Raw genomic sequence first — 25,911 nt, forward strand, 5'->3', positions numbered from 1 at the left:
CTGCAATTCAATGGGAAAAGGCACGCGCTAGTGTCCCGATTCCGAAGTTCGCACAAGCTTGCGGCTCGCTCGGATGCGAACTTCGGAATCAAGGGACACTAGCAAGCTTATGATTCTAGTGCCGCTTTTGGATTTGAAGTTCTTCGATGAGCTTGCGGCTTCACGCGGAAGAACTTCAAATCAGCGGCACTAGAGAACCCCCAGCGCGCGCCAAGTCAACACTTCAAAATGGAGGTTTTTCGGCAGAACGGGCCGCAATCAGCGGCCGCGGGACACCCGTTCGATCTCCGCCTTGACGATACGCTCGACAAGGTTCGGCAGATTGTCGTCCAGCCACGATTTGAGCATCGGACGCATCATCTCTTTGACGAGATCTTCAAGCGTCCGGGCATTGTTGGTGAGCACCGTCGATGTCAGGGAACTGAAAGCCGACTCCACGGCAGAGGCCGTCGAACCGGAGATGATATCCAGTTGGGCCCGGCTCGGCGCAGGTGCCGGTTCAAAAGCCGGCGGCTCAATCGCTGGCGAACGATGGGTAGCAACCTGAGCCACTGAAGCCTCCGCAAATTCCAGATCGTTTTCGGGTTCGATTTTATTGAAAGGCGCTGGCGGTTCCCGAACGGCCATTTGTTCCGTCAGTTCGAAGACCTCCTCGGCTTCAGGCGCGGCCGGCTTCGCGGGCGCCGCTTTCGCCGCAGGTGCCGGGGCGTCGAAGCCTGCCATCATCGCATCGATCTCCGCCTGGCTGTTTTTTGCCGGGGCCGGCGCCGCTGGAGCCGCGCGCGGAGGCGCAATTTTTGACGGAGGAATTCCAGACATGACCTGCGGCCTCGAGGTTGGAGCCGGACGTGGGGCGGGATCAGGTTTCGGGGCCTCAGCCTTCGCCGGTGGCGCGGCGGTTGCTGGTGCCGCGCTCGCAGCAGGCTTCGCCTCATCGTCAGAAATGATGCGCCTGATCGACGCGAGAATCTCCTCCATCGAGGGCTCTTGCGCCTTTGCCGGTTGCGTCATCTCCCACTCCGCCCTCAATCGACCGCCACAAAAATGGCGAACGTCCGCACATCATCACGAATCGCTTTGCGATCCATGAGAAGGGTATGTCACCGCAACAAGCGATTGCAAGCAACGGACTGTGAACACAGCCGTTTGAACACAGCACTTATTTGCCTGTGATGGTTAAACGCCCTTCGAGCGTTTTCGAGCGAAGTGGCTACCGCGTCAAAATAAAAATCGAGAGTTCGGTTCTGATTCAATCAGAACCGAACATGCTCTAGCGGCCATCAGGTGTGCGAACGCCGAACCAGCTGTCGCGAACCTGATGATAGTGAACGCTCGGATCGTATATCGTGGTCGCAAGTTTCATGACCGACGGCGACAAACGGCCGATTGCATTCAGGACGTTATAAGACGCAACAACACGGTCGTGCTGTGCCGTCACCAGGTTAACCCGTGCGTTGACGAGTGCTTGCTGCGCGTTGAGGACGTCCAGCGTGGTGCGCTGCCCGACTCGTGCTTCTTCGCGGACGCCATTCAGCGCGATTTCCGACGCCGTGACTTGAGCCTGCGCCGATGAAACCTGTGCTTTGCCGGCCACCAGCTGTCCCCAGGCCTGAGCCACTGTTGCGCGAGTCTGATCGCGCACCTGCTCGAGGTTGAGACGCTGCTGACCCAGCGATTCTTTCGACTGACGGATCAGCGCGTATTCGGCGCCGCCTTGATAAACCGGAATACTCAACTGGGCGACTGCTGAAGCACCGAATGATCGGTAGATCGTCGGGGTGCTTTCGTAGGACTGCTGAACGCTGCCCTGCAGGGTCACTGTCGGGAACAGCGCGCCTTCGTTGACCTTGACCTGCAGATGGGCGACGTCGATGCCATACATCGCGGCGGTCACGTTGGGATTTTCCACCAACCCCAGACTGATAGATCCAGCCAGAGTCGCCGGCAGGAAACGATCAACCGGAGATCCAGGCGCAAGATTCGTTGGCTCACTGCCGATGATCCGGCGGAAGTTCGCGCGCGTCGTCGTCAGATTGGACTCTGCGGTCAAGAGCTGGGTGCGCCCGGCTGCCAGCTGTGCTTCCGACTGAGCAACGTCGGTCCGTGTCACTTCACCGACGTTGAAGCGATCACGCGTTTGCTTCAGCGTCTGCTCAAGAACGCGAACGTTGCTTTGCTGAACTTCGACGATCGCCGAATCACGCAGGTAGTCCATGTAAATGGTCGCGGCAGACAACAAGACGGTCTGCTCAAGCACACGCAAGCCTTCGCGAGCTGCCGAAACCTGGCTTTCCGCGGCGCGGGTGCGGTTGCCGGTTTGCCCACCGTTGAACAGCGTTTGCGTGACCGTGGCGCCAACCGAACGCGGAGCGTTGACGCCTGCAACACCGACTTTGCTAAGCCGGTCTCCGATAGACGTATTCTGCTGGGTGTCAGTAAACTGCGTCCCCGCACTCGCCGTGACCGCCACTTTCGGGCGATAGCCTGAAAGAGCTTGCGGGACGTTTTCATCCGTCGAACGGACCGATGCGCGCTGCGCATTGAGCTGAGGATTGGTTTGGTAAGCGCGAACCAACGCCGCTTCCAATGTGTCGGCCAAAACCGGGCCCGCGGCGAAACCGCTCAACAGAGCGACAGCGGCCACCCCAGCACTTAACTTCAGCCGATATTTTGCAGACATACCATCCGTCCCCAACCGGCCAAGCTCGCCATCCTGGGCGCGCAAAAACCGGGCAATCGATTCGGGTTAACAACCCGTTCCCACCAGGCACTCTATTCGCCGCATCGCCGCGAAGGAACACCCTAAGTCAAATCCCACAGGAAACTTATAGAGTTGGGGCTTTGAGGTCACACTTGAATTCGACCGAAAGCCCCCTAGTGGAACTAAAAGGTGAAGGCTGGCAACCGCTGCATCCCTGGCAAGATCGGCGCAAAAGCGTCGAAAAGCACGCGGCTGCCGAAGTCTCCGGCCGATCTTGTGACAAGATTCGCCCGTGGAGGTTGTGTGGTCGCAAAGACACCCACGAGGCGTCCCGCGGGCTTCAGTTGCGCGAAAAGCCCCTCCGGTTCGATCTCGGTGGCTCCATCCAGAACAATCACATCGTAAGGCCCGTGCGCCGCATCGCCGGCTGCGGCCTCGGCGGTTCCGATTGTGACATTTGCGATTCCAATTTGCGACAAATTGGTCTTTGCCGCGCCAGCCAGCGCAGCATCCGATTCCGTCGCAAACACCTCGCCAGCCAGACGTGAAACGATGGCGGCCGAATAGCCGGTCGCACAACCGACCACCAGCACCCGATCGGTCTCTGCAATTGAGGCGGCCTGGAGCATCTTCGCCAGGACAACCGGCTTGATCAGGTATCGTTTGGCGGTTCCCACCCCTCCGACCTCAATATCGAGATCGAGGTAGGCAATTGGTCGCTGCGCAGCAGGAACGAAGTCCTCACGCGGTACCGCCAGCATCGCATCCAGGATTCGCAAATCCGTGACGTCGCTGGGACGGACCTGACCATCGACCATCTTTTGCCGAGCGGTCGAAAATTCTGACATATCGTTACCTCTGGAGTGGACTGGCCGCGCACTTCGGCGGAACCGAATGGCGGCATATTTGCTGCAACGGCGCGTGCGATGCAAGGCTGCCGGTAAACCCGAGTGCTGGAAGAAAATCCCCCCTCATGACAAGGTCGAAGGTGAATCTTGAGAACGAGAAGCTGAAACCTAGCCATGGCCGATTCCACTTCCACGCCGGGCGCAAAGGCGGATGACGATTCGTCGACGCTCCGCAGGCTGATGGATCAATTCGATGCCCTGCCGTCTGAGGTCCGCGAGGCTCTCGCAACCGCGATCTCCCCAAGCGATCAGATGATCGAAGTGCTATGTACGATGCATCAGAGCGGCTTTGCGCTATCCGATCTGCTCAGGGTGATTTCGGCGAGCAACGCAAACAGCAGCCGCTAACAGATTAACCTTATCGCCACGCACTGTTCTGAAGAAGCATCACACAAACAATCACCGCCAGGGTCACAGCGGTCGCGATCAACATGGATCGGCCGCTCATCCCGCGACCAATCCACCAGAGCAACGCCACGCACATCAAGACCGGGACAATAATCTCGAGTGACATGGGGATACCCTCATCCACTGGTTATGGTCCGCAATGGGCGATTGCATATAGGTTCACGCCCCTGTAACAAGTCGCCCGGTGAGGCCACGTGGCGGAGTGGTTACGCAGCGGTCTGCAAAACCGTTTACACCAGTTCAATTCTGGTCGTGGCCTCCAAAAAATAATCTCTTAGTCATCCGTCGGTTTTGACGGAATTATGCTTTGCAAGTTTAAGGGCCTTTGTTATATGCGGCCCCATCGCTGCTTCGGCAGTATTCCTCGGTAGCTCAGCGGTAGAGCATTCGACTGTTAATCGAATGGTCGCTGGTTCGAATCCAGCCCGGGGAGCCATTCTCCTTTTAAAAAAAACTAAGCCTTTTCAGCATCTTGCGGACTGCACCGCACGTGCTTCGTCGCATGATCTCAACTGATTGTTTTCATTGAATTCTGCTCGATCCGCTATGGTATTGCGCGCCTGCGCGTGCCCTTGAGATATACTGCATACACAAGTCGTGCTGCGGTCTATTCTTCCCTGGCAATCAAGCACCATGAGCCCAAAGCTGATACCGGTGGGTGGCGAGGAACCCTATCGCAACGACGACGCCTGCTCCTCCGCAGCTCTAAAAGAACGATTGGGCGTGCCGCCCGATCATCATATGCGTTGCCTCGCGTCAGTTATTGCCGTGACCGAAGCCTGTCTCGTCGCCCAGTACCTCGTCCGACTGAAACACGATCTCAGCCCCCTGTCCGGTCAATCCCCATCGGATCGGTAGATCATCGAGAGTTTCCAACCGTTCGTTTGCCGCCGAAAAAGGAGGCCGCCAATTCGCTGTGCTCCGCCCCCATCCAGATCAACCTTCGGGAACACAGGATTGGCACGAAGAAAATCTAGCGTGCTACCACTGAAGCCGCGCATATTGGCAGCCTCCTTCAGGCTGGCGCGCAACACCGGTCCGAATGCCGGCTTTCCGATCGCCTTGATCGGATCATCATCGAGTTCGCCCTTTGCCTTGAGTGGGAAGCTCACCATTGCTTCGATAGCCGCTGTGTCGTCATTCATGACGGCTTGGCGAAAAAGCGCCCAGAAGGACTGGAAATCGACAACGTTCGCCACCTCGGATCCCTGGCGGGGCGTGGCCTGTGCGAGAGCCGCACTGTCAACAAACGTAGAAAGGAACGTCGCAGCCACTATCATGGCATACTGATGCGCCCTGCTCCCCATGCGAAATACCCTTGTCGAATTGAGCTACCGTTTGAGACCTATAATATGCGGGTGGATCACGTCCAGCCAAACGAACACATCTCAGTCGCTATCACATACTGCTACCAGCACTGCAGTTGGCCGCAGGACGGGTGACAACAATATCTGGCACGGAGCACCATGATCGTTTCTCTCGATGCGCTTCCCGCATTCACTCGCAGTTGAAGTGTTGAACGGAGAGAGTCCGGATCACCGGATCATCCGAAAGACAATGATAGGCTGTGCGGGGAATGCTCGCTCGGATCGATGGGATGAAGAATCGAGTATCGAGTAAGGTGAAAGCCCGGGCCACCAATCGTCAACGCACGGCACCTTAAGGCGCGAGGGGCGCCAGGTCAGCGGCCGCCACCCACCCCTGCGCCCAATTGTCTCGTTCGGTCGGATAGACGACCTGCACTTGGTTTCCCTGCTGCGCCAGGATGCCGACAACATCACCCTTCACCACATAGGTACGACCGGCCGCCCCATCAGCCGCAGCCTTGAACGCGACGCGCGCGTTTCGCACCCTGGCAAGATCAGTCCAACTGCCCGATCTGATTCGATCGAGTCCGATGCCGCTTCCAGCTTCCGCTTCGGGCGGAAGGACAAGACCGCAGCCAGGCAAGTCCCTGACATGTGCCATGCTGAACATGACCTCGTCGGCGCGGCTCACGGTAATCCGTCCGCTCAGGTTAGGAGACTGCACGGTGTGGATTATCGCCTGATTGCCGCTGATTTCGCCTACAAAATCGAAGACGCAGCGCTTAGTCGCACCATCGCCCTGCTCCATATCGAAGTGGCCAACAACTCGCCCAGTGGGACCGACCGCCAGTACGACCCCTTCATAGAAGCCCGACCGGAGAGAAGCCGCCGCGCCGGCGGCCGAGGCGTATCCCAAGGCGGTCAAGATCACGACAATTGAGGTGAGCGCCTTCCCTTGCATGTGACTTTACCTTCCGTGCGTTTCGAATCGCGCAACTTTCTATCCTTAGACGGAACATTCCTACGCAAGCTACGATCCCTTTTCCATCTTGTGCGGGATGAGAGCCGTCTAGGCTTCAAGGTGAGAAAGTCACGAATGACGTGTGATTTCCGACGGCGCGGTGCTGAGCCATACGCCTGTTCCGCATCAACCAGTCAGACGCACCACAGGCTACAGCACGATATCCTGTGTGCCCACTTCGCTTAAATGCTCGTTGATAAACTTCACCGCCAAGCCCAGGCTCACATCCCAGGAGCAGTCGAATAGAAGTCCCACGACTCTCTCGCGCGGATCAGTGAACGATCGCTGGATTATCATTTCCGTTAGGGTGACCAAGCGGCCAACGTCGCTCAACGTACCAACTTCAGGCGCCCATTGATCCGCAAATTCCGGGCCGAACCGCGCACGGCACTCCGGCAGAATGCGTAGATAATATTCGAAAATGGCTTCTTCAGCCAACCTGCAAAGTGTGCCCTTATGCTCTTGGAATGTGGCGAAGGCTTCCCTTTGAGCAACCTCAATTTCACTAGCCTCGTCGCACGGGATGGATAAGGCAATGGCCACTCTCTTGCCAAAGATAGGCAAGACGCATTTGCCCATCCATTGAAAATCATATTCGATGTCGCCAAACAGTTCGTCGATCACGCGCATCCTCCCAGCCTTTGACGGCTTATGAGCAATACGTGAATGTCCGAAATTGGGCGATCGCCACCTGACCCCTGCTGAGGTTGCGGACCGGAGTCGATAATGTTCGCTATTGAAGAAATGAAAATGCAGGCGAAGCGACTAAATTGAGGCACGGGTGACCTGATCAGAGCTCTCGACTATTCTACGCTCGATCCAGCGCCTTGCGCTGTAATGTTGCTGCCCATAGCTGTCTTTGGTCGGCGAATCTGACACCTTCGCTGAAGGGATGTTGGAACCGGCCGAATGACCTTTGAAGCTTCGAGAAAAGGGCAGCCTGACGTGAGCGCAGAGGCAAAGGCCGAGCTCGACCGTCATTTTGAATGGATCGCAGAACGGCTTCCCCACAGAGCGGGGCAGTTCGTGCGATGGTTGCGTCAACCCTCCTCCCGCCTCGTTCGAATCCCGCTTTCGGCACTTCTGATTCTGGGAGGCATCTTCAGCTTCCTCCCGATCCTGGGTCTGTGGATGCTGCCCCTCGGTCTTATGCTCGTTGCCCAGGACGTTCCGTTCCTTCAGCAACCGCTCGCGAACGCGCTCGGGTGGATCGAGCGGAAGTGGATGAGCCGGAAAGACTGATCCCGTAAAACACGCTTCTCAGCTATCGCTACATCGAGGGTTGCAAATTAATTGACTAAGTCAACAATCAGTGTTCTGCCGACAACAGCGCGCAGGAATCGTCTTTGGAAGTCAGCCCTGCGGGGCTGATCTGTTTGCTCGCAGATATTGCCTCGACTAGCCTCCTCCCAGCTTAGCTCAACAAGGGCAAATCTGTTGGGAGCTTGACATGCAGATCAATCGATTCCCTTCCATTGCAGTGTTTGCAGCCGCTGCCGTTGCCGCAGTCTCCATCCAGCAAGCACACGCAGAGTCCAGCAGCGACGCGGAGATCGCGCTCTTAAAGCAGCAGCTACGCATGCTCGAGCAGAAGCTCGACAAACTCCAGAAACAGACCACGGCAAATACGCAAGCCACCGCAAACGCCAAAGCGGAAGCCAAGGCCGCAGCAAAGGCTGAAGCGAAAGCGGAAGCAAAGGTTGCGGTCGCCAATGCCAATGCGGCCATCCCGACCAAGGGCCCGGTGGTGCCGCCGTCCGGTGCCGTGGTGTCGATGCCGAACAATCGTCCGACCATCTGCACCGCGGATGGCGAGAACTGCGTCGCCGTCACGGGGCGCTTGCACTGGGATGTCGGCGGTTACGACTATCATCCCAACACGGCGTTCACGTCACCGCAGCGGCTCGACAGCGGCCAGAACGTACGCCGCGCGCGCATCGGCATCACCGGCAAATTCCTGAGCGACTGGAATTTCGCGCTGGTTTACGACTTCGGCGGCTCATCCGACGGCTTCAGCGGCACGGCACCCGGATCCTTGCCGGGCGGCGGCACCTCGGGCGTCGAAAACGCCTACATCAGCTACACGGGCCTCAAGCCGTTCGGCGGCAAGATGGCGGTCGAAGGCGGCATCATGGATGTGCCCTGGACGCTGGAGGAAGCCACGAGCTCCAACGACATCACCTTCATGGAACGCCCCTCGTCGAACGTGATCGCGACCAGCATCGCCGCCGGCGATTTCCGCTCCGCCGCCGGCACCCGCTGGTTCAACGATTGGTTCTGGCTGGGCGGCTATGTCACCGGTCCGACCACAGGCGCCATTCACTCGGCCTCCAGCATCAACCCGCCCGGCTCGACGGAACAGTACGGCGCCGTGGTCCGCGCCGCCGGCCAGCTCCTCAGTGGTCCGGGTTACTCGCTGCATCTCGGCGGCAATGCCGAATGGCTGATCCAGCCGCCGCGCAATCTCGTGAGCAACGCGCAGACCCTGACGCTGAGCGATCGTCCGGAACTGCGCATCGATCCGACCTCGCTGATCACGACGAATGCGATCGCCAACACCTCCGGCGCGCAGGTCTACGGTGTCGAAGCGGCGGGCAATTACGGGCCGCTGTTCTTCCAGGGTGAGTACTACTGGTACAACGTCGATCGCGATGCCTCGACCGGCTTGCCGCCGATCGGTGCGCCGAGCCTGCAATTCCAGGGCGGCTACGCGCAGGCGAGTTATGTGCTCACCGGCGAGAACCGTACCTACAATGCCGCGAACGCCGCCTATAACGGCGTCAAGCCGCGGGATCCGTTCTCGCTGACGAACGGTGGCTGGGGGGCGTGGGAAATCGCCGGCCGCATCTCCACCATCGATCTCAATGATCGGGTTGGATCAGCATTCGGCGTCGCTGGCGGCCGGCAGACCGTCTACACCGCGGGCCTGAACTGGTACGTCAACAACAACATCCGCTTCATGCTGAATTACCTGCATGGCGATGTCGCACGGCAACTGTCTCCGACGTCGACTGTGGACGCCGGCTCGACGTTCGACGCGGTCGCCATGCGCACGCAGTTCGCGTTTTGACGAGCTAGCTCCCTGCCCGCGTGGTGTTGTTGTCACGCGGGCGGCATCACGCGACGGACAAGCCCGGCAAGGTGATCCACGAATCTTCCGAGCGGCTTCGGAGAATTCAGCTCTAGCTTTTCGCCAATGCCGACTTGCCGCGCCTGTTGGCCGGGCGGCGATAGTCACGCTTCCGCGGCTTGGGCGCGAGTTCGGGCATGGTTGCCTGAACCTCGCGAAAGCGGGCGAGTTGCTTCTCGAAGCTTGCCGTCAGTGCAGTCTCAATCTCCGGACGCTTTTCCAGCCGGCTCAAAACCAGAGCTGCGGCCTCTAGGGTCGATAGCCCATCTCCTCTCGGCTCCTTGCGGAGCTTGCCATAGAGCGATGGGCGGGCTGGCCCGAGAATGATCCGCCGGCATTTCAGCATCCAGGCGTTTCGCCACCACAGCGCCTTGGCCTGGCTCCACGTGCCGTCGAGCAGGATAACGCCTTCAATGTCGTTGAGGATTGAACGCTGACCATCCTCGATGGCGCCCTTGCGATCAATCGCAACCACCTCGCTGTCCGTTGCGAGGTCCTCGACCTTGGCAGAGCCGAGATAAAGGATCGCCCAACGCTGAGGATCGACCGAACGGCCAAGCACCTTGGAGAGGCTTGGCCAGGACAACCCGATTTTCAGCGCGGCGTTCTGGAAATGCAAAGCCGTGAGACGCGCAGTGCCCAGCGCCCTGTCCTGCTCCTGCGGGTGTTGCAGGATCAGCAGCTCGATGCGGTTGTCGATCGGAGCGATATCGCTGCAGACACACAGCGGCTCTGGCTTGCCGCAATGCGGACACTCCGGGATTTCTTCCGGCTCTAACTTGCCGACTTCAGGTTTTGCGTGCGGGGACATTCACCGCCTATACGCTGGCCGACGGACTCTGTCCATGCGGCCCAACCGTTCCTCCAGCCAAGCGGCCTCTATTCAGCCGGCGCGGGACCCGGCAAAGGCGCCGGCGTTTCACGGCCGCGGAGCCGGTCGATCAGCAGATAGATCACCGGCGTGGTGTAGAGCGTCAGGATCTGGGACACGATCAAACCGCCGATGATGGTAATGCCGAGCGGTCTGCGCAGTTCCGTCCCCGGCCCCACTGCCACCACCAGCGGAACGGCCGCAAGCAACGCCGCCATCGTGGTCATCAGGATCGGCCGGAAGCGCGCGATGCTGGCCTCGAAGATCGCATCCTCCGACGACAGGCCGCGTTGCCGCTCGCCTTCGAGGGCAAAATCCACGATCATGATGCCGTTCTTCTTGACGATGCCGATCAGCAAAATAATGCCGATAAAGGCGATGACCGTCAGCGGTGTGTTCGTAAGCTGCAGTGCCAGCAGCGCGCCAAGCCCCGCCGACGGCAACGTCGAGATGATCGTCAACGGGTGTGCGAGACTCTCATACAGCACGCCAAGCACGATATAGACCGCGATCAACGCACCGAGAATCAACAGCGGCTGACGGCTTGCCGTTTTCTGACTGTCCGCGGCATTCCCCGAAAACTCGCCACGGATTCCCTCCGGCATATGCAGCTCTTCGACCGCGCGCAGAATGTTGTCGGTCGCCGTCTGCAGCGGCACATCGGAGGGAACATTGAACGAGATGGTTGTCGAAGGAAACGAACCCTGATGGAAAACGGACAGCGGTGAGAGACCACGCTCCATGTGAACGATTCTGGACAACGGCACCTGCGTATTGTTGGCGCCTGCGACGTAAATCTTGTCCAGTGCGGACGGATCGCCGCGCCACTGTGGACCGACCTCCAGTACGACCTGGTATTGGTTGCGCTGCGTATAGATGATTGAAATCTGCCGCTGGGAAAAAGCATTATTGAGTGCGTTGTCGATATCCTGAACACGCACACCCAGACTGGCCGCCGCGGCCCGATCGATCGTGAGGTTGAGTTGAAGTCCGCCGGCCTGCCGGTCGCTGGATATATCCGTGATGCCTTCAACGCTTTCCAGCTTCTTGGCAACAATCGGCGCCCATTTGTTCAGCAAGTTCAAATCGGGACTGATCAAGGTGAATTGGTAATCGGAATCGCTTTGACGGCCACCTGCCCGCAAATCCTGCGCTGCGAACATAAATAAACGTATGCCCGGCACCGCTCCCAGCTTTCGCCGAAGCCGGTCGATCACTTGCTGGGTCGTTAATCCGTCGCGCTGATCGATCGGCTTCAAGCTGATGAACATGCGTCCAGTGTTGGAACCGCTTGTACCGCTACTACCGCCGATGCTCGAACCGATTCCGTCGACCGCGGGGTCGCCTATCACGATGTCGGCAATCTCCTGCTGCAATCCCAACATGGCCTGGAACGACACATCCGGCGATGCGCGCGTCGCGCCGATCACCAGTCCGCTGTCATCCTGCGGAAAGTATCCCTTGGGTGTTTTGATATAGAGGGTGACAGTCAACGCGATCGTCGCCAAGAACACCAGTATCGTCAGGATCGGATACCCCAACACCACGCGAAGCGTGCGTTCATAAAATCGAACGAAACGCGATAATCCGCCTTCCACAAAGCGGTCGAAGCGCGTTGCATCGGGCGACGTCGCGCTCTTGATATAGTGGGCGCAGATCATCGGCGTGACGGTGAGCGACACGACCATCGACACCATGATGGCGAGCGCAAGCGTCAGCGAAAACTCCCTGAACAGACGCCCGATCACACCTTCCATGAAAATCAGCGGCGTAAAGGCCGCAATCAACGAAATGCTGATCGAAAATACCGTGAAACCGATCTGCTTTGCCCCGAGCAGCGCCGCTTGATACGGCCGCATCCCCTCTTCGAGGTTGCGATACATGTTCTCGATCATGACGATTGCGTCGTCGACGACGAAACCGACTGAGATCGCCAACGCCATCAGCGAAAGATTGTTGACGGAAAATCCCACGAGCCACATGCCGGCGCAGGTGCCCGCAAGCGCAAGGGGCACAGAAATGCCGGCCGCGATGGTCGGCGTCATACGTCGCAAGAAAACGAAGACGACGGCCATGACCAGCAGCGCCGTTGCCCCGAGGGTCCATTCCATATCTTCGACGCTGGCGCGGATGGTTCCGGTGCGATCCGACAGGATCGAGATGTCGACCCCGCCCGGCATCCATTGCTTCAGTTCGGGCAGCAGCGCTTTGACGCGGTCGACCGTTTCGATGACATTGGCGTCCTGTTGTTTGGTGACCGTAATCAGAACCGCCGGTTGCTTGTTGAACCAGGCGATGGAGCGGCTATTGCGCGTCGCATCGGTGACTTCGGCGACGTCCGACAGTTTGACGAAATTGCCGTTCGAGGACTTGATGACGATATCGCGAAATTGAGCCGCGGTTCGCATCTGCGGATTGGTTGCGAGGGTCTCTCCCAACCTTGAGCCATTGAAACCGCCAACCGGACCGATCGCATTGGCATTCACGATCGCGGTGCGGACGTCATCGCTGGCTATACCGGCCATCGAAAGCGCGCCGGGATTGAGCTGAATGCGGACAGCCGGTTGATCGGCGCCGCTGACTGTCGCTTCACCGACGCCCGGCACCTGAGAGATACGCTGTGCGACGACGGTGTCGGCGATATCGTAGATGGCGCTCGACAGCATGGTCTTCGACGTCAGCGCAATAATCAGCACCGGCGCGGCAGCGGGATTTGCCTTACGGAACTGGGGAAGCGTTGGAAGATCGCTCGGCAAGTCAGCCAGCGAAGCGTTGATCGCCGCCTGCACGTCACGCGCCGCACGGTCGATGTCGCGGCCAATGGCAAACTGAAGCGAGATACTGGTCGAGCTCAGCGAACTGGTGGAGGTGATCTGGTCAATGCCCGCGATTTCGCCCAGCCGGCGTTCCAGCGGAGCGGCGACCGTCGAAGCCATGGTACTCGGATCGGCACCCGGCCGGGTGGCGCTGACCCGAATAACCGGAAAATCGACCGATGGAATACTTGCGACCGGCAGGAAGTGATACGCCACCGCTCCCACCAAAAAGAGCCCGATCGCCAGCAATGTCGTGCCGACCGGCCTTCTGATGAATGGTTCCGACAGCGACATTATTGAACGCCCTCGGTTGCTCCCGCGATCGGCGGTGATGGCGAATCCGTATCCGTTGGAACGGCGGCCTCAATACGGCGGTTGATCCGATCGAGCGCGAGGTAAATGACCGGCGTCGTGTAAAGCGTGAGAACCTGCGATACAATCAGGCCGCCGATAATCGACACGCCCAGAGGGAAACGCAGCTCCGCGCCCGTCCCGCTTTCAATGGCCAGCGGCAAAGCGCCGAAGAGCGCGGCCAATGTCGTCATCATGATCGGGCGGAACCGCAACAGGCAGGCCTGAACGATAGCATCATATGCCGTCATGCCTTGGTGTCGTTCCGCTTCGAGCGCGAAGTCGATCATCATGATCGCGTTTTTCTTGACGATACCCATCAGCAGGATGATGCCGATCAAGCCGATCACGGACAGATCTTGTCCGCACAGAATCAGCGCCAGGATCGCCCCTACACCGGCGGACGGCAATGTCGACAAAATGGTGATGGGGTGGATGTAGCTCTCGTAGAGCACGCCAAGCACGATGTAGATCGTCACCACAGCCGCGAGGATCAGCCATGGCTGACCCGCGAGTGATTTGGCGAACTCGGCGGCGTCGCCCGAATAGATCCCGACGATGCTCGTCGGCATACCGATATTGGTTTCAATCTGGGCGATCCGTTCAACTGCGTTGCCCAGCGCCTGCCCTGGGGCCAGGTTGAACGACAGCGAGACGGCAGGAAACTGCGATTGATGAGTAATTGAGAGCGGTGCCGTGGTGCGCGTAATCGTCGCGACCGCATCGATCGGCACCTGGGCCCCGGCGACACCTGGCACATAGAGCTTGGAAAGGATCGACGGATCGCGTTGATATTCCGGCAATGCCTCGAGCACCACCCGATACTGGTTGGCCTGACCGAAGATCGTCGAAATCTGCCGCTGGGCGAAGGCATCGTTCAGTGTGTCATTCACGCCCTGAACCGACACGCCGAGCTGCCCGGCACGCTGGCGGTCGACCGTCACCATCGCGCGGAGGCCGCCTTCCTGTGCCTCGGACGAGACATCGCGGAACATCGGATCGCGGCGCATCTCCTGAACGAGCTTCGCTGCCCACTCATTCACTTCGGGCGCGCTCGCCGCCGTCAGCGTGTACTGATATTGCGAGCGGCTGGCGCGGGTGCTGATCTGAATGTCCTGCACGGCCTGGAAATAAACCGTCATGCCCGGGACGCTCGCGACCTTGTCCTTCAGGCGCCGCACCACGTCGGCGATGTCCGTCTTCCGCTCGCCGCGTGGCTTCAAGGTCAGAACGAGGCGCCCGACATTCGGTGTCGGGTTGACGGAGCCTGCGCCGATCACCGAGACCACGCCGACGATGTCAGGGTCAGCCTTGATGAGGTCAGCGACCTGCGTCTGCCGGGTCTGCATATCCGAGAATGAGACTTCCGGTCCGGCTTCCGTGACTGCGGTGATGGAGGCGGTGTCCTGCAACGGCAGGAAGCCCTTGGGAGCAACCACGTAGAGCGCCAGTGTGGCTGCCAGCGTGAGGAACGTAACAACCAGAGTCGCCCGCTGATGCCGGAGAACCCACAGCAGCGTCCAGTGATAGAACTCGACCATTTTGTCGATCAGGCGGCTGATGAAACCGAGACCGGGAACGGCGAATTCTTCGTGGTGACGCTTCAGAAGCCGAGAGCACATCATCGGCGTCAGCGTCAGAGAGACAACCGCCGATGTCACAACGGCAATCGTGAGCGTCAGAGCGAACTCTCTGAACATGCGCCCGACGAGGCCGGACATGAACAGCAGCGGAATGAACACGGCGATCAGCGAAACGGTCAGCGAAATCACGGTAAACCCGATCTCGCTGGCACCACGCAGCGACGCCTCCATGGCGCTTTCGCCATTCTCCATATGGCGGACGATGTTTTCGATCATCACGATGGCGTCGTCGACAACGAAACCGGTGCCGATGGTCAGCGCCATCAAGGAGAGGTTGTCGAGGCTGAAGCCAGCAAAGTACATCACGCCGAAGCTCGTGATCAGCGACAGCGGCAACGCCACCCCCGCGATCAAGGTCGCCCGTAGTGATCGCAGGAAGATCAGAACGACCAGCGTGACCAAGGCGACGCTGAGGATCAGCGTGAACTGCACGTCGTGGACCGATGCTCGGATGGTGACGGTCCGATCGCTGACAACTGTCAGGTCAATGCCCGCGGGCACAGCCTTCTGAAGCTTGGGAATTTCCTTTCGGATCTGCTGCACAACGTCAATGACGTTGGCGCCGGGTTGTCGCTGAATTTCGATGATGACAGCCGACCGCCCCTGGTACCACGCGCCGGTCTTGTTGTTTTCCAGCCCATCGATGATCTGCGCGACATCGCCGATCGTGACCGGCGAGTTGTTGCGATAGGCGATGACGATCGGCTTGTAAGCCTCCGCCGTGGCGATCTGGTCATTGGCCGCGATGGTGTAGGCCTGCTGGGCACCATCCAGCGATCCCTTGGGACCGGAGACGTTGGCGCCTGCGATGGCATTCCGCAGGTCCTCCATCGAAATGCCGTAAGCGGCAAGCCGCGCCAGATCGGCCTGGACGCGGACCGCGGGCTTCAGACCTCCGAGCACCGACACGCGACCCACGCCGCTGATTTGTGCCAGCCGCTGCGCCATCATGGTGTCGGCGAGATCGCTCATGGAGCGAAGCGACACCGTGTCCGATGTCATGGCGATAGTCAGCACCGGCGCATCCGCCGGGTTGACCTTGGCGTAAGTCGGTGGATACGGCAGGTTCTTCGGCAATACACCGGCGGCGGCATTGATGGCCGCCTGCACGTCCTGCGTTGCACCGTCGATGTCGCGATTGAGGTCGAACTGCAGCGAGATCTGGCTAACGCCGTATGAACTGGTGGATGTCATCGACACCAGCGAAGGGATCTGCCCAAGTTGCCGCTCCAGCGGCGCGGTCACCAGCGACGCTGCGACGTCGGGGCTCGCTCCCGGCAACTGCGTCGTAACCTGCACGGTCGGAAAATCGACCTGAGGCAGCGCCGAAACCGGCAGCGCCCAATAACCGAGTGCGCCACCGATCAGGAGGGCAACGCCAAGCAATGACGTCGCAATCGGTCGGCGAATGAATGGTTCCGAAACGCTCATCGAGGCGCGCTCACAGGTTCGACATCATCGTCGTGCGGTTGATCATTGCGGCGCTTTCGCGCCGCCACCCGACTGTTGTCCCCCTTGCGCCCCTTTGTCCTGCCCCTTGTGGCGGCGTTCGCCTTTATTGTGTTCACCCTTCTCGGCGCCGCCTCCCCCCTTGCGTCCCTTTTGCCTTTGCGGCGCGAGGTCCGGGGTCGGCGTCTGGTAGTTCTGGCTGATCGTGACCTTGGCCCCTTCCGAGAGATTGGCGAACCCGGTCGTCACGACCCGATCTTCAACGGTGACGCCGGACGCGATCACCGCCTCTGTTTCATTCTGCAAAGTGACCGAGACCGTATGTGCGGTCACGGTGTCGTTGGCGTTGATGACATACACAAACGTACCCGCCGGGCCTCGTTGAACCGCAGCCGTCGGCACCACGGTCGCCTTGTCCAGTGTTTCCACTTTCAGCCGCACATTGACGAACTGTCCGGGCCAAAGCTGATAATGGGCGTTCGGGAATTCAGCCTTGATCTTGACCGTTCCGGTTGTCGGATCGACCTGGTTATCGATGCCGGTTACGGTGCCCGTGTCGACAACTGTCTTTCCGTCATTGCCGAACACATCGACCAGCAACGGACCTTTGGCTGCTGCAGCATTTACGCGGACGATCTGCTGCTGCGGCAGGCTGAACTGCACCGCGATCGGCTGCATCTGCGTGATCACAACAATGCCGGTTGCGTCGGACGCGTGAACGATGTTGCCTTGATCAACCTGGCGCAAGCCGGCGCGCCCGGTGAGCGGCGCGACGACCTTGGTGTAGCTCAGCGTGGCCTGCGCATTGTCGATGGCGGCCTGGTCCGATTTCACCAGCGCTTCAAGCTGCGCAACCGTTGCGCGCTGGGTATCAGCCTGCTGCGCAGATCCGGCCTTGGAGGCAGCAAGTTGCTGGTAGCGGGTAAGATCGATCCGCGCATTGGCAAGTTGCGCCTCGTCCTGCGCCTTCTTCGCAACCGCCTGATCGTACTGCGCCTGATAAATCGCAGGATCGATTTCAGCGACCACGTCGCCGGCCTTGACGTCCTGCCCTTCCTTGAAATTGACCTTCAGCAGCTTGCCATCGACCTGCGCACGAACCGTAACGTTGTTCAGAGCACGAACGGTGCCGACCCCGTCGATATAGACCGGCACGTCCTCGATTTTCGGCGTCGCTGCAAGAACAGGAATCGCCAGATCCGGCCGCACGTGGGCAGCGTTCTGATTGGGTCGGAAATAGGTCCAGCCGATATAGCCGAGCCCGCCGATGATCAGCAGCCAGATGAAGATCGAGACCGTCCGCCCGCGCGCGCCCGATGCGACGCGCGACACGCCGTTGCCCGCCGTTTTGGCTTTTTTTTTCAGCTCGGGTTTAAAGAGCATCAACCGGCTCCGTCTTTGGCGACCAACCGCCACCTAATGCCTGGTAGAGGCTGACTACAGCCTGAAGCCGCGCAAGCTGCGCCTGTATTAGCGCATCTTCGGCCTGGAATAGCGTCAATTGCGTGTTTAGCACAGTCACGATGTCGATCGTGCCTGCGCGAAGCTGCTGTTCGGCCAGTTCGAACGCCCGGCGCGACGATGTCACAACGATCCGCTGCAGCCGCAGGCGCTCATTGGCCTGCTTGAGTGTCGAAAGGGCCGTGTCGACATCGGCAAACGCCGATACCACGGTTTTGCGATAAGTTTGTAACATCTCGTCCTGCACGGCCTTCTGCAGTTCGAAATTGGCCTGAATACGTCCGGCGTCGAAAATCGGCTGGGTCAAACCGGCTGCGACGTTGAAGAACGCGGATTGCGGGGTGAACAGAGCCGCCAGCGCCGCGCTCTGATAGCCGCCCTGCCCGGTGAGCTGAATACTCGGAAAGAACTGGGCCCTGGCATTGCCGACATTCGCGGTGGCCGAGGCCAGCTGATTTTCCTGACGGCGGATGTCCGGCCGCTGCGTGAGCAGGTCGGATGGCAATCCCGGCGTCACGCGCGGAATGGCGATCGATGTCAGTGAGCCGCCCACGAGCTTGAGCCGCTCCGGCGGCCGCGCGACGAGGGTCGCCAGGATATTCGTGTTCTGGGCCAGAACTTGGCGGAGCGGCGGAATGAGGGCCTTCTGGTTGGCCAGCAGGCTTTCCTGCTGGGCAAGATCGAGATCGGAGCCGGTGCCGGCGTTCACCCTCGCCTTGATGGCATCGTAAATACGCTGCGCGCTTGCGATGTTGCCGTTCGCGGTCTTGATCCGGTCCTGGGCCGCGCTCACCTGGAAATAGGCGTTCGCCACGCTCACCAGCGTCGTCAGCGCAACCACATCGCGGTCGAAACGGTTCGCGTTGGCGGTTTCCTCCGCCGCCAGCAGCGCGTCGCGGTTCTTGCCCCAGAAATCGATCTCGTAGCTCGCGCTGAGCGAGGCGGTATGATTTGTCACCTCGCCGCGGCCGGTGATCGGCGTCGCGCTGGTGATCGTGCCGGTCGTGCTCGATGAGCGTGAACGTGAACCTGAGAACGTCCCCGAGACACTCGGCAGCAGCGCGGCACCAATTTGCTGGGACTGCGCATCCGCCTGCCGGATGCGCGCGACCGCGACGGCAATGTCCAGATTGACGGTCTGCGCCTCCTCCATGAGGATGGTAAGCTCCCTGGAGCGGAAGCCCCGCCACCAGTCGAGCGTCGGCGGCAAGCGCTCGGCGGCTCCGGTCGCAGCCTTGTAGGCGCCGGGAATGTCCAGGGCGGGATCGGGCAGATCGGATGTGGTGATGCATCCGCTCGACATGGCAGCGACCGCAAGGGCCGCGAGAAGCGCCAGCCGATGCCGAGAAGGCAAAGGTAGACGTCTGAATTGATCAAAAAAGCCCGACACCGCTATGCACACTTTCTGGAGCGCTGAGGCCCATTTTAACGGGCCGATCCAGCCACGGACAGTGACGTTCCATCATGTTCCCCAGAACATGCGCGCGCGTGCTCCGTAGGCACCATCCCTACGGGCCGCTTCTAGCTGGAATCCGAGCCTTTTTGCCAGTTTAGGCCCTCTAAACCGGGATTATTACCAAGATTTCATGAGACCGCTCCAGCTCCCGCCGAATCAGTCGACCGACATGTCATGTCACGGTCACAACACTCGGTCCGCATTGGAGCCGTACCCGCTCGATCGTCCAATGGGCGTGGACACCTCATCCGAGGGTCTTGCGTCTTCATTTCCAAGGCGCAAGACTTCGCCCAGATCAGACTTCGCTAAGATAAGATTTGGCTAAGCGAAGACCTGGCTAAGCGAAAACCTGGCTAAGCTAAGACTTGGCTAAGCTAAGACTTGGCAACGACACAAACGACGAAGGATCTTTGGGCCGGCACACGGCAGCGCACGCGGTATCTCAAAAGATTGGACTCAGAACCGCATCACACGAATGGGAGCAGTGCGATGTCAGACCTGATTGTTCTGACGCCCGACAGTGTCAAAACGACATTGCCAGACGTTCCGCGGCTGGTCCGCCTCGCATTTCATTTCGCCGCGAGACTTCGTAACGGCACGCTCGACATCACCCTGCCCGATGGACGCAAATTACGTTGCGGTGGACTTGCACCCGGTCCCGCGGCACAGATGATGATTCACAATTACGACTTTGCCTGGCGGCTGGCGCGCAGCGGCGATCTTGGAATCGCGGAAGCCTATCTCCGCCGCGAATGGGACACGCCGAACCTCACCGAATTCCTCCACCTCTTCTGCGTCAATCACGAACTGATCCAGACCATGCTCGGCAGCAAGCCGATCGTGCGGCTCGCGCAATCGCTCCGTCACTGGCTTCATCGCAACACCAAGCAACAGGCGCAGCGCAACATCCATGCTCACTACGATATCGGCAATTCGTTTTACTCGGCATGGCTCGACCCAAGCATGACCTATTCGTCGGCCCTCTTCGACGACAGCACCAGCGATCTCACCTCGGCGCAACACAACAAGTACAAGCGCCTCGCCGAGGCGATCAATCTGCAGTCCGGCCAAACGGTGCTTGAGATTGGATGCGGTTGGGGAGGTTTCGCCGAGTACACAGCCAAGACTTATGACGTGAAAATCGTTGGCCTGACCATCAGCACGGAGCAGCGCGATTTTGCGCAAAAGCGAATTCAGGCAGCAGGCCTCAGCGAAAAGGTCGAAATCAGATTCCAGGATTATCGCGACGAGCGAGGGAAGTACGATCGCATCGCGTCGATCGAGATGATTGAAGCCGTCGGCGAGCAGTTCTGGCCAGACTATTTCAAGCAGCTGCGCGATCGCCTGATGCCGGGCGGGTTTGCCGGTATCCAGGCCATCACCATCCAGGACCGCTTCTTCAAGGCTTATCGGCGTGAGGTGGATTTCATTCAGCGCTATGTGTTTCCCGGCGGCATGCTGCCATCACCGCAAATCCTCAAATCCCTCGGCGAGAAGTTTGGTGTGCCTGTTATCCGAGAGCGGATATTTGGAGAAGATTATGCCAAGACGCTCGCGACTTGGCGGGACAATTTTCGCGCAGCATGGCCCCATCTGACGCCAATGGGATTCGATGAACGCTTCCGTCGGCTGTGGGAATATTACCTCGCCTATTGCGAAGCCGGATTTCTCTCGGGCAACATCGACGTTCGTCAGGTGGTTTTCGCGAAATCCGGATAGCTGCCGCGCGCGCGTGGTTGCTTGTGATCCGCGCTTCGCTCCTTTAGGGTCGCTCCTAGTCAAGAAACAACCGGTGTTTTTCGCGATATGAAGTTCAACAGCGACGTCATCCAGGCGATCGGCAACACGCCCCTGATCAAGCTCAAGCAAGCCTCCGAATTGACCGGCTGCACCATTCTGGGCAAAGCGGAATTCATGAATCCCGGCCAGTCTGTGAAAGACCGCGCGGGCAAATGGATGATTCTGGAAGCCGAGAAGCGCGGCGATCTGAAGCCAGGCGGCCTCGTCGTGGAATCGACCGCCGGTAATACCGGCATCGGGCTTGCGGTGGTGGCGAGCGCGCGCGGTTATCGCACGCTGATCATCATTCCCAACACCCAGAGCCAGGAAAAGAAGGACATGCTGCGGCTGTGCGGCGCCGAGCTCGTCGAGGTCCCCGCGCTGCCCTTCTCCAATCCCAACAACTATCAGCACGTCGGCAAGCGGCTCGCCGATCAGTTGCGGAAGAATGAACCGAACGGCGTGCTGTTCGCCGATCAGTGGAACAATCTCGATAACGCCAAGGCGCACTTCGAATCGACTGGTCCGGAGATCTGGGAACAGACCGGCGGCAAGGTCGATGGTTTCGTCTGCTCGGTCGGCACCGGCGGCACGCTCGCAGGCATCAGCTCGTTCCTGAAGTCGAAGAACAAGGACATCGTCGTCGGCTGCGCCGACCCGCGCGGCGCGGCCATGTACGAGCTGTTCAAGAACGGCGTCGCCAAGTCGACGCCAGGCGACTCCATTACCGAAGGCATCGGGCTCGGTCGCGTGACGCCCGTCATCAAGGAAGCAAAGGTTGACGACGCCTTCCTCATTCCAGATGAGGAAGCGGTATCGGTGATCTACGAGCTATTGCAACACGAAGGCCTTTGCCTCGGCGGCTCCACCGGCATCAACGTCGCGGGCGCGATCCATTTGGCAAAGCAGCTCGGTCCCGGCAAGACCATCGTCACGATTCTCGCCGACTCCGGCAATCGCTATCAGTCGAAACTGTTCAATCCGGAGTTCATGCGCTCGAAGAACCTTCCCGTGCCGGCATGGCTGGAAAAGCGCACGAACATCGAGGTTCCGTTCGAGAAGGTGTGACGCGTGTTCCAGAACTTCGGTTCTGATCCAACCAGAACCGAGGCTCTTATCAGCGCAAGATCTGACTGAGGAACAGCTTGGTCCGCGCATGTTGCGGATTGGAGAAGAACTTCTCCGGCGTATTGGCCTCGATAATCTGCCCCGCGTCCATGAACACGACGCGGTCGGCAACCTCGCGGGCAAATCCCATTTCATGGGTGACGACCAACATCGTCATGCCCTCTTTCGCCAGATCGACCATGGTGTCGAGCACTTCCTTGACCATCTCGGGGTCAAGCGCCGACGTCGGCTCGTCGAACAACATCACCTTCGGATTCATGGTCAGTGCGCGGGCGATCGCCACGCGCTGCTGCTGACCGCCTGAGATCTGTCCGGGATACTTGTTCGCCTTATCGGGAATGCGGACGCGTTCGAGATATTTCATCGCCGACGCTTCGGCTTCCTTTTTCGGAACGTTTCGCACCCAGATCGGGGCCAGCGTGCAGTTTTCCAGCACCGTCAGGTGCGGAAACAGATTGAAGCTCTGGAACACCATGCCGACCTCGCGCCGGACGTCATCAACACGGCGAAGATTGGGTCCAAGCTCGATGCCATCGACGACGATACGGCCTTCCTGAAACTCCTCCAGTGCATTGATGCAGCGGATCAGCGTCGACTTGCCAGATCCCGACGGGCCGCAGATCACAATGCGTTCGCCCCGCCCGACAGTCAGATCGATGTCGCGCAGCACATGGAATTCAGCGAACCACTTGTTGAGGCCCGAAATGCTGACGATGGGATCCGCGCTCATGATTTCATCTCAGACATTCTTGTGAACATTCAGTCGGCGCTCGACAAACAGTGAATAGCGCGACATGCCAAAACAGAACACGAAATAGATTATCCCGGTAAAGGCAAATCCGGTGAACAATGTCGTCGGCGTGGCCCAGTTCGGATCAGCAAAGGATGCGCGAAGCTGTCCGAGCAGATCGAAAATCGCAACGATCAGGACGAGGGTCGTGTCCTTGAACAAGGCGATGAAGCTGTTCACCAGCCCTGGAATGACGTGCCGCAGGGCCTGCGGCATCACGATCAATCCGGTGGTCTTCCAGTACGACAGCCCGAGGGCGCTTGCCGCTTCCGCCTGCCCGCGCGGAATGGCCAGTAAACCTCCGCGGATGACTTCGGCATTGTAGGCGCCTGCGAACAACGCGATGCCGATCAGCACGCGCACGAGCCCATCGACCGTAAAATTACCGGGCAGGAAGAGCGGGAGCATATAGGTCGCGAAGAACAGCACCGTGATCAATGGAACACCGCGCCAGAATTCGATGAACGCAATCGAGAACACTTTGATCAGCGGGATCGTTGAGCGTCGCCCGAGCGCCAGCGCGATCCCGACCGGCATCGAGGCGACGATCCCCGTCACCGAGACCACCAGCGTCACCAGCAGACCGCCCCATTGCCGCGTATCCACAACCGGCAGGCCGCCATGATCGAGGTCCATCACCTTGATCACCACAGCGATGCCGGCAAAAACCGCGACGCTTCGCAACAGCGCGCGCCAGCCGTTGCGGAATCCGCCAGTCAGGAAAAACGCCAACAGCGAAATGATTGCAGCCGTCAAGGTGAGATCGATCCACACCGTCGCCGCGAAGCGCTGCGTATAATCCCGCATCCACTCCAGCGGCAGGATCACCCAGCCAAGCGCCTGCCCGAACAGCGCCACCGCTCTTCCCAGAAGTATAACGGGCCAACCCAACCCGCCCGTCATTGCTTCGCCGGCCCCGGTCAGCTGGCTGCCGGCATCCCGAAAACTCGAAGCAAGTCCCGAGCCCAGGTCGGCGCTCCAGTTCACCACAAACCCGCGAATTCCACCGCCGCGCAGTAGAAAGAATGCGATGATTGGATACGCCAGAAAGAACAGACCTGAGTTCAGCGTCTTGGCTGGGATGCGCGGAATCAGCAATGGTACCAGCAGCAGCGCGCCGAGGAGGAACGTCAGATTGACCCGCCAGCGCTCGGCCCCAGGGTAAAAGCCGTAGACGAACTGATCGAACTTCGCTTGCACGAACGGCCAGCAGGCGCCGACGACGTGACCGGCATTGGCCTCAAGACAGGCCGATCGATCGTTGCCATGCCATACGGCATCGACGAGCAGGAACTTGACGGTTGGCGGGATCACCAAAGCGAGCAGCGCGAGGCTCGCAACGGTTAGAAAAATATTGAGAGGTGAATTGAGCAGGCGCTGACGGATGAAGCCGACAATGCCGATGGTCTTGATCGGCGCCTTGCGCGGCTCAACCAGCGTCTGCCGAACGAATGGGGACGTGGCCTGATCCGTCATGCCGCAAGGCTCCGGTTCACGTGCCGGCCATAGAGTCCCATGAGTGCACTCGTGATCAGCGAGATCAGCAGGTACACGCCCATCGTCAAAGCAATGATTTCAACGGCCTGCCCTGTTTGACTCAGCGTCGTTCCGGCAAAGACAGAAAACAGGTCCGGATAGCCGATAGCGACCGCGAGAGACGAGTTCTTGGTGAGATTCAAATACTGATTTGTCAGCGGCGGCAAAATCACCCGCAGTGCCTGCGGGATGATCACGAGACGCAACGTCGCGCCGCGGGACAGGCCAAGCGATGCCCCGGCCTCCATCTGTCCCTTGGGCACCGATTGAATGCCGGCGCGAACAATCTCGGCGATGAACGCGGCGGTGTAAGTCGAGAGGGCCACCGCCAGAGCCGCCAACTCGGGACGGATCCGCATTCCTCCGATGAAGTTGAACCCCTTCAGCTCCGGCATATCCAGCTTCACCGGCGCACCGAAAAGCAGTGTGGCGAGCGCCGGCAGTCCCAGCACCATGAGCACAACAAAAGGCCAGATCGTGAGCTTCCGACCGGTCTTGAATAGCCGCCGGCGCGCATAGATGCGCATGGCCAGCGATGCAGCCAGTCCGATCACGACCGCAACGACAAATACGCCGAAAGCCTGTTGCGGAGCCGGATAGGGAACGATGAGGCCGCGGACGCTCAGGAAGATCGTGCCGAACAGCGAGAAGCTCTGCCGCGGGCTCGGCAACGTCGCCAGCACCGCGAGGTACCAGAACAAGATTTGAAACAGCAGCGGCAGATTGCGGATCAGCTCAACGTATCCCTCCGAAATCCGGGACAGCAACCAGTTCGGCGACAAGCGTCCAAGCGCGACAAGCACTCCGATGATTGTCGCCGCGATGATGCCGATGACCGATACCAGCAGCGTATTGAGCAGACCGACGAGGAAGACGCGGCTGTAGGTGTCGCTCTCGGAATACGGGATCAGTGTCTGACTGACGCTGAAACCTGCGGTATTGGACAAGAAACCGAAACCGGACGCAATGCGCTGCGCCTGCAGGTTGGCCCGCGCGTTCGCGACGACCTCGTAGCCGACCCAGACAACGACCGCGATAAACAGGAGTTGCGCCAGCACGCCGCGCCATCCTGCGCGGCCGCCAAGAATGCCACGAAGCCGTGCCGCTAAACGCAGCGGCGGCTTGCGCCCTTCACCCGTCACCGCGGTCTCTGATG

19 protein-coding genes and 2 tRNA genes are annotated in these 25,911 nt (G+C 59.6%); 7 read left to right on the top strand and 14 right to left on the bottom strand.

Translation table 11 applies throughout. The annotated features are described in order from the left end of the window. Positions 1-258 precede the first annotated feature (258 nt). From ACP0KA_RS26825 to ACP0KA_RS26835, 3 genes are all read right to left on the bottom strand, one after another. Positions 259-1,011, bottom strand: a complete 753-nt coding sequence (locus tag ACP0KA_RS26825) for a PopZ family protein (RefSeq protein ID WP_424632011.1) — start codon at positions 1,009-1,011, stop codon at positions 259-261. Positions 1,012-1,270: 259 nt separating this feature from the next. After that, positions 1,271-2,680, bottom strand: coding sequence for a TolC family outer membrane protein (locus tag ACP0KA_RS26830; protein WP_424632012.1), 1,410 nt, complete (start codon positions 2,678-2,680; stop codon positions 1,271-1,273). 203 nt (positions 2,681-2,883) lie between these two features. Next, positions 2,884-3,549 carry a protein-L-isoaspartate O-methyltransferase family protein gene (locus ACP0KA_RS26835; protein WP_424632013.1) on the bottom strand — a complete coding sequence of 222 codons (666 nt, stop codon included), beginning with the start codon at positions 3,547-3,549 and terminating at the stop codon, positions 2,884-2,886. A 174-nt stretch (positions 3,550-3,723) separates the two neighbouring features. On the opposite strand from ACP0KA_RS26835, the gene ACP0KA_RS26840 reads away from it, so the two are divergent. The 3 genes from ACP0KA_RS26840 to ACP0KA_RS26850 all read left to right on the top strand — a co-directional run bounded on the left by ACP0KA_RS26840 (position 3,724) and on the right by ACP0KA_RS26850 (position 4,453). Then, positions 3,724-3,957: a hypothetical protein gene (locus ACP0KA_RS26840; protein WP_424632014.1), complete on the top strand. Its 234-nt coding sequence runs from the start codon at positions 3,724-3,726 to the stop codon at positions 3,955-3,957. A gap of 248 nt (positions 3,958-4,205) precedes the next feature. Then, positions 4,206-4,279 (top strand) — tRNA-Cys (locus ACP0KA_RS26845). A 99-nt stretch (positions 4,280-4,378) separates the two neighbouring features. Beyond that, positions 4,379-4,453: transfer RNA gene (locus ACP0KA_RS26850), tRNA-Asn, on the top strand. A 400-nt stretch (positions 4,454-4,853) separates the two neighbouring features. On the opposite strand, the gene ACP0KA_RS26855 is transcribed toward ACP0KA_RS26850, so the two are convergent. The 3 genes from ACP0KA_RS26855 to ACP0KA_RS26865 form a co-directional block, all read right to left on the bottom strand. Then, on the bottom strand, positions 4,854-5,216 hold the full coding sequence (locus ACP0KA_RS26855; protein ID WP_424632015.1) for a hypothetical protein: 363 nt from the start codon (positions 5,214-5,216) through the stop codon (positions 4,854-4,856). 460 nt (positions 5,217-5,676) lie between these two features. Beyond that, positions 5,677-6,285, bottom strand: a complete 609-nt coding sequence (locus tag ACP0KA_RS26860; RefSeq protein WP_424632016.1) for a hypothetical protein — start codon at positions 6,283-6,285, stop codon at positions 5,677-5,679. Positions 6,286-6,495: 210 nt separating this feature from the next. Then, positions 6,496-6,969 carry a DUF6985 domain-containing protein gene (locus ACP0KA_RS26865; RefSeq protein ID WP_424632017.1) on the bottom strand — a complete coding sequence of 158 codons (474 nt, stop codon included), beginning with the start codon at positions 6,967-6,969 and terminating at the stop codon, positions 6,496-6,498. Between the two features lie 285 nt (positions 6,970-7,254). Between ACP0KA_RS26865 and ACP0KA_RS26870 the strand changes: the two genes are divergently transcribed. Together ACP0KA_RS26870 and ACP0KA_RS26875 are read left to right on the top strand one after the other, a co-directional pair. Further along, positions 7,255-7,587, top strand: a complete 333-nt coding sequence (locus tag ACP0KA_RS26870) for a hypothetical protein (protein WP_424632018.1) — start codon at positions 7,255-7,257, stop codon at positions 7,585-7,587. 208 nt (positions 7,588-7,795) lie between these two features. After that, complete coding sequence (locus ACP0KA_RS26875) at positions 7,796-9,415, top strand: OprO/OprP family phosphate-selective porin (RefSeq protein ID WP_424632019.1); 1,620 nt, start codon at positions 7,796-7,798, stop codon at positions 9,413-9,415. Positions 9,416-9,527: 112 nt separating this feature from the next. Here ACP0KA_RS26875 and ACP0KA_RS26880 read toward each other — a convergent pair whose 3' ends face one another. The 5 genes from ACP0KA_RS26880 to ACP0KA_RS26900 form a co-directional block, all read right to left on the bottom strand. Beyond that, complete coding sequence (locus ACP0KA_RS26880; RefSeq protein WP_424632020.1) at positions 9,528-10,286, bottom strand: tRNA-uridine aminocarboxypropyltransferase; 759 nt, start codon at positions 10,284-10,286, stop codon at positions 9,528-9,530. A gap of 68 nt (positions 10,287-10,354) precedes the next feature. Then, positions 10,355-13,459: an efflux RND transporter permease subunit gene (locus ACP0KA_RS26885; RefSeq protein ID WP_424632158.1), complete on the bottom strand. Its 3,105-nt coding sequence runs from the start codon at positions 13,457-13,459 to the stop codon at positions 10,355-10,357. Continuing rightward, positions 13,456-16,587 carry an efflux RND transporter permease subunit gene (locus ACP0KA_RS26890; RefSeq protein WP_424632021.1) on the bottom strand — a complete coding sequence of 1,044 codons (3,132 nt, stop codon included), beginning with the start codon at positions 16,585-16,587 and terminating at the stop codon, positions 13,456-13,458. The genes ACP0KA_RS26885 and ACP0KA_RS26890 overlap by 4 nt, the downstream gene beginning before the upstream one ends. 42 nt (positions 16,588-16,629) lie before the next feature. Beyond that, positions 16,630-17,988: an efflux RND transporter periplasmic adaptor subunit gene (locus ACP0KA_RS26895; protein ID WP_424632022.1), complete on the bottom strand. Its 1,359-nt coding sequence runs from the start codon at positions 17,986-17,988 to the stop codon at positions 16,630-16,632. Beyond that, positions 17,978-19,369, bottom strand: a complete 1,392-nt coding sequence (locus ACP0KA_RS26900; RefSeq protein WP_424632023.1) for an efflux transporter outer membrane subunit — start codon at positions 19,367-19,369, stop codon at positions 17,978-17,980. The genes ACP0KA_RS26895 and ACP0KA_RS26900 overlap by 11 nt, the downstream gene beginning before the upstream one ends. Positions 19,370-20,011: 642 nt before the next feature. Between ACP0KA_RS26900 and ACP0KA_RS26905 the strand changes: the two genes are divergently transcribed. Together ACP0KA_RS26905 and ACP0KA_RS26910 are read left to right on the top strand one after the other, a co-directional pair. Then, positions 20,012-21,241 (top strand): class I SAM-dependent methyltransferase, encoded by a 1,230-nt coding sequence (locus ACP0KA_RS26905; RefSeq protein WP_424632024.1) that lies wholly within the window; start codon positions 20,012-20,014, stop codon positions 21,239-21,241. Positions 21,242-21,328: 87 nt separating this feature from the next. Then, complete coding sequence (locus ACP0KA_RS26910; RefSeq protein WP_424632025.1) at positions 21,329-22,369, top strand: cysteine synthase A; 1,041 nt, start codon at positions 21,329-21,331, stop codon at positions 22,367-22,369. Positions 22,370-22,418: 49 nt separating this feature from the next. Here ACP0KA_RS26910 and ACP0KA_RS26915 read toward each other — a convergent pair whose 3' ends face one another. Genes ACP0KA_RS26915 through ACP0KA_RS26925 form a run of 3 tightly spaced genes read right to left on the bottom strand, consistent with a single transcriptional unit; the run spans position 22,419 to position 25,897 of the window. Beyond that, entirely contained in the window at positions 22,419-23,159 is a 741-nt protein-coding gene (locus ACP0KA_RS26915) for an amino acid ABC transporter ATP-binding protein (RefSeq protein WP_424632026.1), read from the bottom strand. A gap of 9 nt (positions 23,160-23,168) precedes the next feature. After that, the gene (locus tag ACP0KA_RS26920) at positions 23,169-24,695 is read right to left on the bottom strand and encodes an amino acid ABC transporter permease (RefSeq protein WP_424632027.1); all 1,527 of its coding nucleotides are present in this window, start codon (positions 24,693-24,695) and stop codon (positions 23,169-23,171) included. Then, positions 24,692-25,897 (bottom strand): amino acid ABC transporter permease, encoded by a 1,206-nt coding sequence (locus ACP0KA_RS26925; protein ID WP_424632159.1) that lies wholly within the window; start codon positions 25,895-25,897, stop codon positions 24,692-24,694. The genes ACP0KA_RS26920 and ACP0KA_RS26925 overlap by 4 nt, the downstream gene beginning before the upstream one ends. Positions 25,898-25,911 lie beyond the last annotated feature (14 nt).

The sequence above is a fragment of the Bradyrhizobium sp. SYSU BS000235 genome, assembly GCF_049747295.1.
Classification (GTDB): Bacteria; Pseudomonadota; Alphaproteobacteria; order Rhizobiales; family Xanthobacteraceae; genus Afipia.

Bases quoted from the DNA above. Each gene is read 5' to 3' on its own strand.
- ACP0KA_RS26835 (WP_424632013.1), bottom strand. From the start codon at position 3,549: ATGTCAGAATTTTCGACCGCTCGGCAAAAGATGGTCGATGGTCAGGTC.
- ACP0KA_RS26910 (WP_424632025.1), top strand. From the start codon at position 21,329: ATGAAGTTCAACAGCGACGTCATCCAGGCGATCGGCAACACGCCCCTG.
- ACP0KA_RS26825 (WP_424632011.1), bottom strand. From the start codon at position 1,011: ATGACGCAACCGGCAAAGGCGCAAGAGCCCTCGATGGAGGAGATTCTC.
- ACP0KA_RS26895 (WP_424632022.1), bottom strand. From the start codon at position 17,988: ATGCTCTTTAAACCCGAGCTGAAAAAAAAAGCCAAAACGGCGGGCAAC.
- ACP0KA_RS26830 (WP_424632012.1), bottom strand. From the start codon at position 2,680: ATGTCTGCAAAATATCGGCTGAAGTTAAGTGCTGGGGTGGCCGCTGTC.
- ACP0KA_RS26900 (WP_424632023.1), bottom strand. From the start codon at position 19,369: ATGTCGAGCGGATGCATCACCACATCCGATCTGCCCGATCCCGCCCTG.
- ACP0KA_RS26875 (WP_424632019.1), top strand. From the start codon at position 7,796: ATGCAGATCAATCGATTCCCTTCCATTGCAGTGTTTGCAGCCGCTGCC.
- ACP0KA_RS26915 (WP_424632026.1), bottom strand. From the start codon at position 23,159: ATGAGCGCGGATCCCATCGTCAGCATTTCGGGCCTCAACAAGTGGTTC.
- ACP0KA_RS26890 (WP_424632021.1), bottom strand. From the start codon at position 16,587: ATGAGCGTTTCGGAACCATTCATTCGCCGACCGATTGCGACGTCATTG.
- ACP0KA_RS26920 (WP_424632027.1), bottom strand. From the start codon at position 24,695: ATGACGGATCAGGCCACGTCCCCATTCGTTCGGCAGACGCTGGTTGAG.
- ACP0KA_RS26905 (WP_424632024.1), top strand. From the start codon at position 20,012: ATGTCAGACCTGATTGTTCTGACGCCCGACAGTGTCAAAACGACATTG.
- ACP0KA_RS26840 (WP_424632014.1), top strand. From the start codon at position 3,724: ATGGCCGATTCCACTTCCACGCCGGGCGCAAAGGCGGATGACGATTCG.
- ACP0KA_RS26860 (WP_424632016.1), bottom strand. From the start codon at position 6,285: ATGCAAGGGAAGGCGCTCACCTCAATTGTCGTGATCTTGACCGCCTTG.
- ACP0KA_RS26880 (WP_424632020.1), bottom strand. From the start codon at position 10,286: ATGTCCCCGCACGCAAAACCTGAAGTCGGCAAGTTAGAGCCGGAAGAA.
- ACP0KA_RS26870 (WP_424632018.1), top strand. From the start codon at position 7,255: ATGACCTTTGAAGCTTCGAGAAAAGGGCAGCCTGACGTGAGCGCAGAG.